11 protein-coding genes are annotated in these 14,793 nt (G+C 53.5%); 6 read left to right on the top strand and 5 right to left on the bottom strand.

The genetic code is table 11. The features are described from left to right. Positions 1 to 73 precede the first annotated feature (73 nt). From PJDR2_RS28200 to PJDR2_RS28180, 5 genes are read left to right on the top strand one after another with little or no spacing between them, the layout of a single operon-like run. Positions 74 to 1,672: an extracellular solute-binding protein gene (locus tag PJDR2_RS28200; RefSeq protein ID WP_015847165.1), complete on the top strand. Its 1,599-nt coding sequence runs from the start codon at positions 74 to 76 to the stop codon at positions 1,670 to 1,672. Between the two features lie 42 nt (positions 1,673 to 1,714). Further along, positions 1,715 to 2,668 (top strand): ABC transporter permease, encoded by a 954-nt coding sequence (locus PJDR2_RS28195; protein ID WP_265525217.1) that lies wholly within the window; start codon positions 1,715 to 1,717, stop codon positions 2,666 to 2,668. A 14-nt stretch (positions 2,669 to 2,682) separates the two neighbouring features. Beyond that, positions 2,683 to 3,570, top strand: a complete 888-nt coding sequence (locus PJDR2_RS28190; RefSeq protein ID WP_015847163.1) for a carbohydrate ABC transporter permease — start codon at positions 2,683 to 2,685, stop codon at positions 3,568 to 3,570. 35 nt (positions 3,571 to 3,605) lie between these two features. Further along, on the top strand, positions 3,606 to 5,621 hold the full coding sequence (locus PJDR2_RS28185) for an alpha-L-arabinofuranosidase C-terminal domain-containing protein (RefSeq protein WP_015847162.1): 2,016 nt from the start codon (positions 3,606 to 3,608) through the stop codon (positions 5,619 to 5,621). A 16-nt stretch (positions 5,622 to 5,637) separates the two neighbouring features. Then, complete coding sequence (locus tag PJDR2_RS28180; protein ID WP_015847161.1) at positions 5,638 to 7,401, top strand: glycoside hydrolase family 2 protein; 1,764 nt, start codon at positions 5,638 to 5,640, stop codon at positions 7,399 to 7,401. Positions 7,402 to 7,860: 459 nt separating this feature from the next. Here PJDR2_RS28180 and PJDR2_RS28175 read toward each other — a convergent pair whose 3' ends face one another. Beyond that, complete coding sequence (locus PJDR2_RS28175; RefSeq protein WP_015847160.1) at positions 7,861 to 9,396, bottom strand: sulfatase; 1,536 nt, start codon at positions 9,394 to 9,396, stop codon at positions 7,861 to 7,863. A gap of 105 nt (positions 9,397 to 9,501) precedes the next feature. Here PJDR2_RS28175 and PJDR2_RS28170 point away from each other — a divergent pair, with 105 nt between their 5' ends. Continuing rightward, positions 9,502 to 10,380, top strand: a complete 879-nt coding sequence (locus PJDR2_RS28170) for a helix-turn-helix domain-containing protein (RefSeq protein WP_015847159.1) — start codon at positions 9,502 to 9,504, stop codon at positions 10,378 to 10,380. A gap of 87 nt (positions 10,381 to 10,467) precedes the next feature. Here PJDR2_RS28170 and PJDR2_RS28165 read toward each other — a convergent pair whose 3' ends face one another. Genes PJDR2_RS28165 through PJDR2_RS28150 form a run of 4 tightly spaced genes read right to left on the bottom strand, consistent with a single transcriptional unit; the run spans position 10,468 to position 14,603 of the window. Then, a complete protein-coding gene (locus PJDR2_RS28165) occupies positions 10,468 to 11,544 on the bottom strand; it encodes an acyltransferase (RefSeq protein WP_015847158.1) in 1,077 nt (358 codons plus the stop codon). Further along, a complete protein-coding gene (locus tag PJDR2_RS28160; RefSeq protein ID WP_150106573.1) occupies positions 11,537 to 12,388 on the bottom strand; it encodes a D-alanyl-D-alanine carboxypeptidase family protein in 852 nt (283 codons plus the stop codon). Before PJDR2_RS28160 ends, PJDR2_RS28165 begins: the two co-directional genes overlap by 8 nt. Then, complete coding sequence (alr, locus tag PJDR2_RS28155; RefSeq protein WP_015847156.1) at positions 12,340 to 13,509, bottom strand: alanine racemase; 1,170 nt, start codon at positions 13,507 to 13,509, stop codon at positions 12,340 to 12,342. Before alr ends, PJDR2_RS28160 begins: the two co-directional genes overlap by 49 nt. A gap of 14 nt (positions 13,510 to 13,523) precedes the next feature. Then, positions 13,524 to 14,603 carry a D-alanine--D-alanine ligase family protein gene (locus PJDR2_RS28150; RefSeq protein ID WP_015847155.1) on the bottom strand — a complete coding sequence of 360 codons (1,080 nt, stop codon included), beginning with the start codon at positions 14,601 to 14,603 and terminating at the stop codon, positions 13,524 to 13,526. Between the last annotated feature and the right edge of the window lie 190 nt (positions 14,604 to 14,793).

Below are 14,793 nucleotides of genomic sequence, written 5' to 3'. Positions count from 1 at the left end.
TTTATAATCGAGTAACACCGGCGGTAAACGCTTACAAGAACCGGTGAATTGAAAGTCTGGAGGGTATATTAACATGCGAAAAACATGGGGGAGATATGCTTTCGCCACGATGCTTGTTACCGGATTAATCGTATCCGGCTGCAGCAACGGCGGTAACGGCAATAGCAATGAAAAAGGCGGCAATACGGGGGATTCCAAATCGTCGGGCTCGGCGGAGAATGCGGTAAAAACGGAAGGATTCCCGATCGTGGATACGCCGATCAAGCTGAAGATGTTTACGCGCGTCGCGCCCGTAAACGGTCCGTTTAAAGACATGCCTGTCTTCCAGGATTACGAGAAGATGAGCAACATCAAGGTCGATTTTATCGAGGCGCCGACCGACGGCTTCGCGGAGAAGAAAAACCTCCTGTTCGCATCCAATGAGCTTCCCGATGCTTTGTACCGTTCGGGTCTGACGCAGCTGGAGACGGTCCGCTACGGCTCTTCGGGACAACTGATCCCGCTGGAGAAACTGATTGATCAATACGCGCCCAACTTGAAGAGTCTCATGGATCAATATCCGGAGATCCGCGCGGGCATCACGACGCCGGAGGGACATATTTACGCGATCCCGGGCATTGTCACGCTAGGTTCCGCCCGGACCGACAAGAGATGGATCAACAAGGCATGGCTGGATAAGCTGGGCCTGAAGGTGCCTGAGACGACCGACGAATTGTATGAAGTGCTGAAGGCTTTCCGCGACGGCGATCCGAACGGCAACGGGAAAGCGGACGAAATTCCGATGACCGCGCGTATCGGCATGCCAATCGTCTATCAAATGGCGGGAGCGTTCGGGCTTGATTCACAGCTCGGCTATAACATTAATGTCGAAAGCGACAAGGTGCATATCTGGAGCGGCGACGAGCAGTACAAAGAGCTGCTCATGTATTTGAACAAGCTTTATAAGGAGAAGCTGATCGATCCGGAGATTTTCTCGCACACGGAAGCGCAATATCTTGCCAAGCAAGGTACGGGCAATACGGGCTACTTCTTCGATCAGACGAACAATAACTTCCTGACCATTCAGGATCAATACATTGGCATTGCACCTCAAGCAGGCCCTAATGGCGACCGCCTGCAAAGCCAAGTCGCTCCGGTGCCGCGCGACTACGGAGCATTCGCCATTACGTCCGTCAACAAATACCCGGAAGCGACCATGCGCTGGATCGACTATTTCTACAGCGACGAAGGCTCAACGCTGCTGCGTTTCGGCCGGGAAGGCGAGCACTACGAAATGAAGGACGGTATCCCTTACTACAAGGAAGAGCTTCTGAACGTAGCGGGCGCCCAGGCAAAAATCACGCCATACGCCGGCGGCGGCGCGCCTCATATCATCAGCGACAAAGTAGCATCGTTCATCAACCCGCCTCAAGTACAAGAGGCTTACGAGCAGCTTGAGCCGTATTTGCCGAAAATCCGCTATGCGTCGCCGCTGTTTGACGAAGCGACTGCCCAGAAGGTTAACGTTCTGCGCAATGATATCGACAAATATTTCGAAGAACAAAGCACGAAGTTCATCGTTGGGGCGCTCAGCTTCGACAAGTGGGACGAATTCCAGTCCACGCTGAAGAAAATGAACATTGCCGATCTTGAGAAGCTTTACCAGGATGCTTATGACAAAATGGCCAAATAAATGTGATGTCGCGAAGAGAAGGAGGGGTTGCTCATGGACAGCATGATCGAGAACGCGGGGGCGGCCCCCGTTCCCGGCCGCAAGAAGAGAAGCGACGGGCTGTTGAAAAAAATGGCGAAGCGGTACGATTTGTATCTCATGCTGCTGCCGCCGCTCGCTTTTTATTTAATCTTCCATTACGGGCCGCTGTACGGCCTGCAGATCGCCTTCAAAAACTTCAATCCGGCCAAAGGCATTATCGGCAGCCCGTGGGAAGGCTTCGGCCATTTCGAACGGTTTTTCAACTCGTATTACTTCTGGCGGCTGCTGTGGAATACGGTATCCATCAACTTATTCTCGCTCCTCATCGCCTTCCCGGTACCGATCCTGCTGGCGCTGCTCGTGAACGAAATCAAAAGCCGGGCCTACAGCAAGTGGCTGCAAAATATTACGTACATTCCTCATTTCATCTCGGTTGTTGTCATCGTAGGCATTCTAAACGTGTTTCTGTCGCCGAAGACGGGACCAATCAACCAGCTGATCGAGGCGTTTGGCGGCACGCCGATTAATTTCCTGCAGGAAGCAGCCTGGTTTAAGCCGATCTTTATCGGCTCGAACATCTGGCAAAGCATGGGATGGCAATCCATTATCTATATCGCCGCGCTCAGCGGGGTTAATCCCCAGCTGTACGAAGCAGCCAAGATGGACGGCGCTTCGCGGCTCCGCCGCATCTGGCACGTATCGCTGCCGGGTATTATGCCGGTTATCGTCATCTTGCTCATTCTCGATATCGGCCATTTCATGAACATCGGCTTCGAGAAAATTTTGCTAATGCAGAACAACCTGAATCTGGAATCCAGCGACGTCATCTCCACGTTCGTCTATACGACGGGAATCTTGAAGGGCGAGTACAGCTACACGGCGGCCATCGGTCTGTTCAACTCGGTGATCAACCTTATGCTGCTGCTGCTCGTAAACCGTTTTGCCCGCAAGACGTCGGAGACGAGCTTATGGTAAGGAGGTAACCGCTTATGGAAAAGAGCATAAGTCCGTCGAATGAACGTTTGTTCGACGCAGTTGTATATATCATAGCCGCCATTATTATGATCATTGTGTTATACCCGCTGCTGTTTATTGTCAGCGCGTCGTTCAGCGACCCGTCCAAAGTATTAAACGGCGACGTGTGGCTGCTGCCGCAAGGCCTCAATGTCGAGGCTTACGCCAACATTTTGCAGAACGACAAGATCTGGATCGGCTACGGCAACTCGATTATGTATACGGTCATCGGAACCGTCATTAACATTATAATGACGATTCTCGCGGCGTATCCGCTGTCGAGACCGGATCTACCTTTGCGCAACGGGATTATGGTCCTGATTACGATGACGATGTTTTTCAGCGGGGGTCTTATCCCGACTTATTTGCTGGTCAAAGACCTGGGCATGGTCGACACCATGTGGGCGCTGATCGTGCCAGGCGCTATCGCGACTTACAATCTTATCGTTATGCGCACGTATTTTCAGAATAGTATCCCTTGGGAGCTGCAGGAGGCGGCCCACATGGACGGCTGCTCCAACTGGAGACTGCTTGTCAGCATCATCCTGCCGCTCTCGAAGCCGATTCTGGCCGTCATGGTGCTGTTCTACGCGGTTGGCCACTGGAACTCGTTCTTCAACGCACTGATTTATATTCGCGATGAAGGCAAATATCCGCTTCAGCTGGTGCTCCGCGAAATCTTGCTGATCAGTCAATCTGCCCAAACGGACGGCGGAAGCGTTGGCCTGGAGAAGCAAATTTTGCTGTCGGAGAGCATTAAATTCGCGGTTATCATTGTATCCAGCCTGCCCGTGCTGGTCATGTATCCCTTTGTGCAGCGGCATTTCGTCAAAGGCGTCATGATCGGCTCCATCAAGGGATAAGGCGACTATACTAACGATTTCTATGGAGGTTCATTTTGACTAACAAAGCTAACATAACCGTCGATTGCGCCGGAGCGAGCCGGCATGCCGTCAACCCGTTCCTGTTCGGCCACTTTGTCGAGGATATCCGGGACCATATGGAAGCCATGCTGGCCTTCCCGCTTAAGGATATGGATTTCGAGAGCGAGTCCGAAACGAAGCGGGAAATATCCGGAAGCTGGCAAGCCTATACGAACGGACGCAATACGAAATACGCGCTGGAGGCGCCCGCGCCCAAGCATTCGGGACGGGCGCAGCGCATCCGCTTGTTAAGCGATGATGAGGCCTATGCCGGGATTGCGCAGAAGGCCGCCCTCAAAGGGCCTGCCGATTATAAGTTGAAAGTCGTTGCCCGCGCGTCCATAGAGCTGAAGCGGCTGGTCGTGGAAGCGGTAGACCGGCATACGGAGGAAACGCTTGGTTCTGTGATTATCGAGCTCGCCGGCCATAACTGGCGGGAATACGAAGCGGACTTAGCCGTATCCCGTGCTTGCGCCGACGCCGAGCTTCGCGTCTACATCCCTGGTGACCATCCACGCTGGGCGGATCACGTATCGACCGGTATGCTCTGGCTCGATCATGTATCCCTGCTTGCAGCCGACAGTATCGCCCTGGTGAAGCGCGAGGTCGTCGATATGACCAGAGAGCTGAACGCCGGCATGATGAGACTGGCGGGCAACTACATCAGCGCCTACCATTGGGAGCATGGCGTTGGTCCCGTGCTGGAGAGACCGGTCATGTACAACGAGGCATGGGGCGGCTGGACGAGCAAATATTTCGGCACGGACGAATTTATCGCCTTCTGCCGGGAGCTGCAGGTAGAGCCTCTCATTTGCGTGAATGACGGATCCGGAACGCCCGAAGAGGCGGCGGCATGGATCGAGTATTGCAATGGCTCGGCCGATACGCCGATGGGCGCTTTGCGCGCCGCGAACGGATATCCCGAGCCATATGGCGTGAAACATTGGGAGATTGGCAACGAGGTATGGGGAGGCTGGCAAGTAGGAACATGCTCCGCCGAGGAGTTCGCGGCGCGTACGGTGTCGTTCGCCCAAGCGATGAAAGCGGCGGACCCTTCCATCGTGCTGCTGGCCTGCGGCCATTACGACCAAGCATGGAACAAGCCGGTGCTGGAGCAGGCAGGCGAGCTGATCGACTATTTGACCCTGCATATCTACCATGGCTACGGACCTTTCGGTATGAACAGTAGCACGCCTTCGGAAGACCGGTATAAAGCAATTGCTGCTTATCCGGAATTCACGCGGCATTACTTGCGGGAGACGACGGACAGCATTAAGGCAAGCCCGAAGCATGCCCATGTCAAAATCGCTATTACGGAATACAACACGATGTATTATCCGAATACGATCCGCAAAGGGCTGCCGAACGAGCATACGCTTGGCGCGGCGGTTGCCAATGCCGCCAATCTGAACGAGATGCTTCGTTCAAGCGATATGGTTCATATCGGCAGCTTCTCCGATCTGGTCAATGGCTGGCTCGGCGGCTGCATCCGGGTTGGCGATCATTATGCCGACCAATATTGCGGCAAAGAGTCCGGCTGGAGCAATCGGCCGCTCGACGTGTACGGGACGCCGACCTATGAGGTCATGAAGCTGTACGCAAACCGCAACCTGCAGCATATGCTTGCCGTGCAGGCGGACTGCGCGACATTTGCCGTGCCGTCGCAAAAGGAGACGCCGGTAGAGCTGAACGGGCTGCCGGAGCTGGACATCGCGGCGGGCATCAACGGAGCCGGCGATACCGTTACGGTATTTATCGTTAACCGCGGGCTGAACGAAGTGAATGCCGTGCTGGATCTGGCTGCCTTCGACGCAGCCGGAGAGATGGTACTGCACGAAATTACCGGCGAAGGCTACGATGAGATCAACAGCGTTTTCGAGCCGGGGAACATCGTGAGCAAGAGCCGGACCATGCAGGCAGCCGAGTGGCAGCGCGGCGTTCCGCTTCGCCCGTCTTCCATCTATGCGGCGGTATTTCAAGGCAAGGTATAGGAGCAGGAGGTACAGCATGACGACGAAATCATATAGCAAGGACTATCCTAGACCCCAGCTCGTGCGCGGCGATTGGCATAATCTGAACGGCGAATGGGACTTCCGCTTCGACGACGCAAACGCCGGCGAGCGCGAGAAGTGGCAGGAAAGGTTTACGGCAACACACCGGATTAACGTACCGTTTACGTACGAAACAAAAGCCAGCGGCATCGGAGAGGAAAGCTTTCATCCTTACGTGTGGTACAGCAGAGAGATCTCCGTTCCGGCGGAAGCGTCGGGCAAGCAGGCTATCCTGCATTTTCAGGCGGTAGACTACGATGCCAAAGTATGGATTAACGGCGAGCTGGCCGGAAGTCATCAAGGCGGCTATGCGGCATTCTCCGTCGACATGACGCCGCACTTCAAGTTCGGAGCCGATAACCGGATAACGGTGAAAGTAACGGACAGTAACAGCTGCTATCAGCCGAGAGGCAAGCAGCGCTGGGTGCCGGATAATTTTGAATGCTTCTACGTGCAAACGACGGGCATCTGGCAGACGGTATGGATGGAATACGTAGAAGAAGAGCGGCTGGAATCGGTCAAAATTACGCCGGATCTCGACCGTCATGTCGTTCGGTTCGATTACGAAGTGAACGGTGTCCGGCCCGGAGGCGATCTTCTGCTGGAGGCCATCGTTACATTCAAGGGGCAGCCCGTGAAGCGGGTTGCGCTGGGGATTGACCGTCCGTGCCTTACGGTTGAGGTTGATCTTCACCATGAAGCAAACGGACCGTGGAAGCGGGCGTATTGGACCCCGGCCCGTCCGAATTTGTACGATGTGGAGTTCGTCCTGACCTCGGGCGGACATGTTGTCGACCGTACGCTTTCTTATTTCGGCATGCGGAAAATATCCATCGAGAACGGAAAAGTGCTGCTGAACAACGCGCCGATCTACCAACGGCTTATTTTGGACCAAGGCTACTGGACGGACAGCCATCTGACGCCTCCAAGCGAAGAAGCTTTGATAGAGGATATCGACCTGATCCTGGCGATGGGCTACAACGGCGTGCGCAAGCATATGAAGATCGAGGACGCCCGTTTTCTCTATTGGTGCGACGTAAAGGGGCTGCTCGTCTGGTCGGAGATGGCGGCGACCTTCGAGTTCCATGACCGCGCGGTCGAGGCTTTCACGAGAGAATGGCTTGAAATTATCAAGCAGCAGCATAACCATCCGAGCATCATTACGTGGGTGCCGTTCAACGAGTCGTGGGGCATTGGCAACATCCTTCGCGACAAGCGGCAGCAGAAATTCACGGAAGGCATTTACCATCTCACGAAGTCGTTCGATCCGAATCGCCCGGTTATCGTCAACGACGGCTGGGAGCATACCGTGTCGGATATCGTGACGCTGCATGATTACGTCCAGACCGGGGACGGATTCCTGAAGCGGTACCGGGATAACAAGGACGGCATCATGTCAGGCGAGACAACCTGCAACCATTGGAAATATGCTTTCGCCGAAGGCTACGGCTACCGGGGACAGCCGATTATCATCAGCGAGTTCGGCGGCATTGCATTCCAGTCGGACAAGGGCTGGGGCTATGGGGAGCAGGTGGATTCGGTCGAAGCCTTCACGGAACGCTTCAAGGGGCTTACGCAAGCCATCAAGTCCGTCGATTACATTTGCGGCTATTGCTATACGCAGGTGGCCGACGTGCAGCAGGAAATTAACGGTCTGCTCACGGAGAATCGCAAGCCAAAGATTCCGCTGGAAGAGATTCGGGCTATTAACTTGGGCTGATTTCCTCCGTAATATCGCAAAAGAACCGAGTCTGCAGCGTGCAGGCCCGGTTCTTTGCGGTCATAACAGGCTATAAACGCTGGAGTTCATTCATAGATAACGGCATGTAATCTATCTTCATGGCGGAGTCCCGTACGCTGGATTTCCTCCAAGAAAAATACGAGTAAAAGGGAGCATCCAGCGGCTACGTTGGATTCACTACAGTAAAAGGAAGCAGAATGAGTAACTATAGTCCATTTGAGCTGATTATACTGTAGGCAATCCAATGTAGATCGAGTTAGGGGGCATAAACTGCCCATTACGATGGACGAAATCCAACGTGGTTCTTTTTCATGTCGGGGAGAGGGCAGAAGTGTCCAATGGTCATTGTTGACCTGGCCGCTAAGCATGGGGAAATGCAGCAATGAACAAGGGCTATTCCACGTCCTTTATGACTGGGATAGCCCTTGTTCGTTGCGCCTACGCGCCCGAGATGCGCGGCATCGGCATCGGCTCCTTGCCAAGCTCCGCCCAGATGTACTTGAGCAGAAGCTCGGATTTCAGCGCCGCGTATGCCGGATCGTCCCACAAGTTGTTAAGCTCGCTTGGGTCATCCTGCAGATCGAAGATTTCCCCGTAGGTTTGGTTGTAATAGACCGTGATTTTATAACGCTGGTCGACGTACGTTTTCTGATGAATGGTTGTTGGCTCGTGACGGAATTCGCAGATGGCATGATCTCTGGCAGCGGATGCCGTGCCTCTCCATACCTCGCTTTGATCGACGCCGGTTATCGCATGCGGAACCGGAATGCCGCTGAGCGACAGGAACGTTGGCGCAAGGTCAACCAGCGATTGGATCGCGTCTGACGTTACTCCCGCCGGAACCTGTCCCGGATAACGCACGATAAAGGGCAGGCGAATCAGGTCTTCGTAATGGAAGCCGCCTTTGGCCTGCAGACCGTGCTGGCCGAAGAAATGTCCATGATCCGTCGTAAAGACGACGACAGTATTGTCCGCGATGCCAAGCTCTTCGAGCTTGTCGAGGATGGTTCCGATATATTTGTCCATCATGCTGATCATGCCGTAATAGACGGCGACCAGCTTCTTCTTGTCGTAGTCGGTAAGCTTCTTCTTCTCCCCGTATTCATAGTAATGGTGCGAACGGTAACCGTGAATGCCATTACCCGTTTCCGCCCAAGGGGAGAAGTCCGGATTGTCCTCTTGCGTGAGGCCGAAATGAGGCGGGTTTTTGTCGTGCTCGCCCGGCACGATATCCGGAATCGTCAGGGAATCCGGATCGTACATTGTATCCCAAGGTTCCGGCACCAGGTATTCCGGATGCGGGTCGAAGAAGCTTGACCAGAGGAAGAACGGTTTGTCTTCTTCGGCGTATTGCTCCATAAGCGCGTTCGTGCGCTCCGCGATCCAGGTGTTGTAATGATATTTTTCGGGAATCGGCCACTTGTACGTAATGGCGGGATCCATGTTGCCTGTTGGAGGAAGGAAATAATCGCGCCAATTGACGCAGCCTTTCTCCTCCATCCATAAGGCATAGTGCTGGCCTACATGAGCTTCGTTGGTATGATTGCGCGTTAGCTCGACATGCTCGAAGCCGTAGAAAGGACCGTTGAATTGCTTCCACATCTCCAAATCCTGCAGGACCGGATAAGCCTCAAGCGACGGGTACTCCTCCGTTGAAGACAACGGCTGAAAATGGGCTTTGCCAACAAGCGCGGTTTTGTAGCCGGCAGAATTAAAATCTTCCCCGACGAAGTGCCGGTCTTCCAGAAGCTTGGTTCCAAGCGTCCAAGCGCCATGCTGGCTTGGGTATTGGCCCGTAATAATGGATGCACGGCTTGGCGTGCAGGTCGGATTCGGACAGTAGGCTCTCGTAAAGGTTGTGCCGGCCTTAATAAGACGGTCTAAATTGGGCGTGCTTAATTCGTTATTGAAATAACCTAGCGTATTCCAGTGCTGCTGATCGCTTGTAATCAACAAAATGTTTGGTTTTTTCAAGAGAAAATCGCCTCCATGCCAATCATTGTAATGGATATGAGGCAGTCGTAAAATAGCATCATGTATGGTTGATTTACCAATTTGTCAGGTAGGGGGCGGATTGTGATGAATAGCAATAGTTCGGGAGGCTTCGAAACCGCCGAGTTTCTGTTTCATGCGATAAGCGAGCTGGATAAGCAAGGCTCGATATGGCCCGTAAGAGGGGGGATGACGGAGACCAGGCAAGGTTACAGTGCCGGACCCAAAAGGATTGAGAGCTACAGCCTGCATATCGTAAAGGAAGGCTTCGTACGGGTAGAGTGGGATGCGGATAATGGCGTAACGCTGTCGGCAGGGGATCTCTTCTGCTTGTTCCCTGCGCGTACCTATACGTACTATGCGATAGAAGGGGAAAAGCCGCCCCGGATGAGCTGGATTGTGATGGATGGTCCACGGGCAGCAGAGATGCTGGCGCTTACCGGCATAAGTTGCGAAAGGCCGTTTCTGGAGAACGCATGGACGCAAGAGGCGGAGCGGGCGCTTCTTGGCTTGCTTGATTGGATGCGGAGCAGGGAGACGGAGAGCGCCCATGTTCGTTCACTCGATATGCAAAGCCTGCTGTACCGTCTATTGGCAGCCTTATGCCGGACGGCTCCCCATGCGTATGCCCTGAATGCCACGGATTGGGTCAAGCAAAGCATGTCCTATATCCGGCAGCATGCCACGGAAGGCATCACGGTCCAGCAGGCAGCCAAGGCAGCGGGAATGAACCGGACGTATTACTCTGTTGCTTTTTCGGAAAAGGTTGGAATGCCGCCAAGCGAGTTCATCACGCAGGTAAGGATGGAATCCGCCAAGCGGCTTCTTGCGGAGACGGATGCCTCCATTACGGAGGTCGCTTATACGACGGGATATTCTTCTTTGTATGCTTTTACGCGAACGTTTAAAAATCGTATGGGGGAGACGCCAACAGCCTACCGGGAAGCGATTTGGAAACGAAAATAGTCATATAAGCCTACGCGACATACGTGTTGTCCACAGTTATTCACAAAGTTATACACATATTAAGAGCGCTTTCTATCGGACAACTGTTCATTTTCGAAGTGTTATCCACTTGTCCACAGGAGTTGTTATCCACATCCGGATAGGAGCTTTGAGTTTCCGGATGATTGCCAACAGCCATACGCTAAACGCGGACAGCCCAATCGACAGCAGACAGACGGCGGCGAAATGAAGCAGACTATTCGAGATAAACAGCCGCTCCAGATGCGCGGCTTCGGCTGCTCCGCGGACAAGCACAATGGCCAAGGGATGCAGAATATACACCCAAGTCCGCCACTCCCGGAACCTTTTGCTGGCCGGAACCTTCCACTGCATGGACCATTGGAATAAGAAATAAGTAGCGGGAATCGCAAACACGTACATGCTGTCATGCCGCGGAATCCCCGAGGAGTGAAGGAACATGCCTTCGGCGAACATTAGCCCGAGCAATCCCGCAAACAAAGCTGCGTTCACGAGCGGCTTTCTGGCCGGAGGTGGCTGTTTGGCTGCCCAGGCTCCCATCGCCAAATAAAGAGGGGCATAGAAAAGTCCGTTGCGGGTGTAATCAAACCCCTTAAACATCCCTTCGTAGATAGAGGCCAGCCCTGCGTTGCTTTGCACAATGCCATAGTAGCTGTCTCCAAGCAGCCCGACGATGTACAAAAGCCCGGCCGAAGCCAACACCGCGTTTATCGGCATGAACCGAATCATCCCATAAGTTATCAACAGGCCGATTATTAACGCCGGCATATACCATAGGTGATAAAAGGTTCCGTCAAACACGATGTCCTTGATGACGGAATACGCCGTTAAGGATTCGGAAAAATAACCGGTATATAGGTTCAGCGGAATGTACAGGACAATGGCAATCGCGTAGAGCTTTAAGATTTTCAGCAGGTAACCTTGAACAGCTTTTCGGTCCGTTAACGGATTGCCGGACAGCTTGCGGAACAATAGGAATCCGGCTGTCATAAAAAAGACGGGAACGGCAATACGCGTAAGCAGATTGCTTGCAAGAAAATCGGCGTCAGCGCTATATGACAGAAGAGGGCTCGTATGATTGGCGACTACGAGCAGAGCGGCCGCGAATTTAAGCCAATCGAGTCCGCCGTATCCCGTTCTAGACATGGGATCGCCTGCTTTTATCGCTGAACGCGGTCACGATAAAACCGTCAACGTTATTCCCGGACAAGTTGAAGCGGTCGCATGGGATAAGGGGAATTGACGTCGAAGCTCCCGTGTCTGCCGCCACGAAATAGATTTCGACCAATGCATGGTCATCCTCGAATAAAAGATGTTCGTTACCGTAGGAAAAGCGTCTAAGCGCGTCGATATATTCCTCCAGGCACCAGCCGCTCCGCTCCATTATCTCTGCATGAGGGTAGCCGATATAACGAAAATGCCAGGGCTCGCACGAGATACGAGTGATTGCTTCCTTGCCTTCCTTATAACGCTGAATGAAACCAAAGCTTGCGGCAAGCTGCTTGAAGATCTTATAGACAGCGGTGTCCGGAAAAGCCGGTGCGATAAAATCGATATCCTTGCTGAGCCGGCCAACGTCGATAGCTAGTCCCGTTTGATGCTCGCTCCGGTCGGGCAACGCGACATAACGTGCTGTGTAATCCGCGCCGTTGTCGGCTAAGGAGGAACTATAAATCTGCTCCTGGTCGTGTTTGGTCCGATAGCCGCTGACCGCGATAATATCGTCCATCCCTTGGCTGGCCGCAAGAAGCTCAGCCAACTGGCGTAAACAAGTTCGTTCTAACCGCATGCCATCCTTAAGCGTGTGGATAGCCGGGATCGAACGGATTGGCGCTAAACGGTCCGATGAAGGGATTTGACGTATTGGATTTTCCCGATTAATCAAGACCAGATGCCCTTTGTAAACACCGGTATTGGCGGTTTGAATGGTTGTGTGAAACGTTATATGACGGCCTGACTGATGTCGTCTGGCCAAGTTGTTTTGTCCCATCTTGTACGTACCTCCTCGATATCTTTATAGGTTCTCGTTATCCGGCCGCCAAGAGAAGTGGATACCTCCTGCGCGACGCTTCCGATATGGACGGCAAGCTCGGCAAACGTAATCCGCTGCCCGCCTTGTGTGCCGATCAAGGTAACCGGAGTGCCTTCCGCACACGGTCCCGGGAGCTTGATCATCAGCTGATCCATGCAGATTTTTCCCGCTATAGGGGTGCGATGGCCTCCGATCAGCACATCAGTGCCTTGCATCCGCTGCGCCCAGCCGTCGGCGTAACCGATCGGCACCGTTCCGATCCATTCCTCCTCTTCGGCCCGGTAAGAATTGTCGTAGCCGATATATTCGCCCTTAACCAGCTTTTTCACCTGAATCAGGCGGCTATGAAGACTTAAGGCCGGCTCCAGCTTAACCGGACAAGCAAGCTTTGCAGGGTAAAAGCCGTACATCGCCGCCCCGATCCGGACCATATCCATCGCCAAATGAGGAAATCTCAGCGCCGCAACGCTGCCCGCGCAATGATAATGACGGATCGCGAGTCCTGAAGCGCGTGTCCATTCTTTCATATCGAGGAAGCGGGCAGTCTGCTGCTCCAGAAAGCCGGTATCCTCTTGCCCGGCCGTCGCAAAATGCGTATAGAAACCGTCCACGTCAACATCTTCAGCCTGCAGCCACGGAACAAGCTCATCCCATTCTTCCTTGGTCCGGATGCCGATTCGCCCAAGTCCCGTATCCATTTTCACATGAACCCTAAGCTTGCCCGCGGGGCAAGGCTTAAAGATCCGCATCTCGGAAAACCATTTGGCGCTTGTTACGGTTAAGGAGAGGTCATGCCTCAGAGCCAATTGCACAAGCTCCGGCCGGATAGGCGTTAATACGAGAATAGGCAGCTTTAATCCGGCATCGCGCAGCCGAATGGCTTCTTCCAGGTAGGCAACCGCCAAATAATCCGCGCCGGCCCTCATCGCGGCCTTAGCCGACTCGATGTCGCCATGCCCGTAGCCGTTCGCCTTCACGACAGCCATCAGCTTCACCGAAACCGGAAGAGACCGGCGAATGTTCAGCATATTCTCTCGAATACGGCTCAAACTAATTTCAGCCCAAGTATCTCTTAACATAGGGCTCACCTCGCTTATTTTGTATATTGAATCGTTTGTTTGTTTTGGTGACGGGCGATGGCATGTCCGATTAATTGTTCGATCAGTTCGGAATAGGTCGTTCCGTTCGTGCGTTCCCACATGACCGGGTACATACTGAAATTCGTAAAACCGGGAAGGGCGTTTATCTCGTTCAGATACAATTGGCCTTCTCCGTCAAGGAAGAAGTCAACGCGGGCAAGGCCCTCGCAGCCATGGGCTTGATAGGCGCGGACCGCCAGCTCGCGGATTCGCGGAGTGAGGCCGTCCGCCAGATTGGCGGGAATTTGCATGGTAAGCCGCTTGTCCATGTATTTGGATTCGTAATCGAAGAAAATATGGTCATGGATGAATTCGCCGGGCAGCGAGGCAAGAGGCCTCTCATTGCCGATGACGGCGACTTGAATTTCTCTGCCGCTCACCTCACGCTCGATGACGAGCTTTTTATCGTAAGAGAAAGCTTCGCGAATACCGGCGAGGAGCTCTCCGCGGTTCGTGCACCGGCTGATGCCGATACTGGAGCCAAGAGAGGCTGGCTTCACGTAGCACGGATATTCAATGGAATCCTCCGCCTTGCGCAATACGGATTCCTCATCGGTTATCCATTCCTCGTAGCGGTACACCCTATATTCCGTCTGGTTAATGCCGGCTTGGGCCAGCACCTGCTTCGACATGGCCTTGTCCAAGGTTAACGCAGCCGATAGCACGCCATTCCCCACATAAGGAACGTTCACGAGCTCCAGCAGGCCTTGTACCGTACCGTCTTCTCCGTTGGGACCATGCAGGAGCGGCAAAACGACTTTTGGGCCGGGCAGCGCCATGATGCCGGACAGGATCTCGCCGATGGAACGGGCGGGGTCCGGAAAAGTTGGCGTTGCAATTAACCGTTCAATCGTGAGCTCATCCTTGGCAATAGGCCCGGGCGGCGTACACCACAAGCCTTCGCGTGTAAGGTAGACGGGATAAGCCTCGTAGCGGCTCTCATTAATGGATTGAAGGACGGTTACGGCTGTTTTTAACGACACTTCATGTTCGACGGATTTACCGCCGTATAGCACGTATAACTTTGTTCTCATCTATTTCTACCTCCGGTATCATTCTTGTCCGTTGCTCTATATCCAAGATAACGCGCAGGGCGGAAGAGGTTCGTAAGACATCCTGAAGGAAACCTTAAGAATTTCTTATTTGTGATTGGGGCTGTCCGCTCCGGAGAATATTTCTGATACACTATAGCCACATTCATTAACCAAATAGATAGGGAGATCT

This window comes from Paenibacillus sp. JDR-2, from assembly GCF_000023585.1.
GTDB lineage: Bacteria > Bacillota > Bacilli > Paenibacillales > Paenibacillaceae > Pristimantibacillus.
The sequence above is the reverse complement of the archived record's forward strand: the minus strand, read 5'-3'. Positions and strand labels throughout refer to the sequence as shown.

Excerpts from the sequence above, each read along its gene's own strand:
- PJDR2_RS28190 (WP_015847163.1), top strand. The coding sequence starts at position 2,683 with ATGGAAAAGAGCATAAGTCCGTCGAATGAACGTTTGTTCGACGCAGTT.
- PJDR2_RS28195 (WP_265525217.1), top strand. The coding sequence starts at position 1,715 with ATGATCGAGAACGCGGGGGCGGCCCCCGTTCCCGGCCGCAAGAAGAGA.
- alr (WP_015847156.1), bottom strand. The coding sequence starts at position 13,509 with ATGTTAAGAGATACTTGGGCTGAAATTAGTTTGAGCCGTATTCGAGAG.
- PJDR2_RS28160 (WP_150106573.1), bottom strand. The coding sequence starts at position 12,388 with ATGGGACAAAACAACTTGGCCAGACGACATCAGTCAGGCCGTCATATA.
- PJDR2_RS28150 (WP_015847155.1), bottom strand. The coding sequence starts at position 14,603 with ATGAGAACAAAGTTATACGTGCTATACGGCGGTAAATCCGTCGAACAT.
- PJDR2_RS28200 (WP_015847165.1), top strand. The coding sequence starts at position 74 with ATGCGAAAAACATGGGGGAGATATGCTTTCGCCACGATGCTTGTTACC.
- PJDR2_RS28165 (WP_015847158.1), bottom strand. The coding sequence starts at position 11,544 with ATGTCTAGAACGGGATACGGCGGACTCGATTGGCTTAAATTCGCGGCC.
- PJDR2_RS28180 (WP_015847161.1), top strand. The coding sequence starts at position 5,638 with ATGACGACGAAATCATATAGCAAGGACTATCCTAGACCCCAGCTCGTG.
- PJDR2_RS28170 (WP_015847159.1), top strand. The coding sequence starts at position 9,502 with ATGAATAGCAATAGTTCGGGAGGCTTCGAAACCGCCGAGTTTCTGTTT.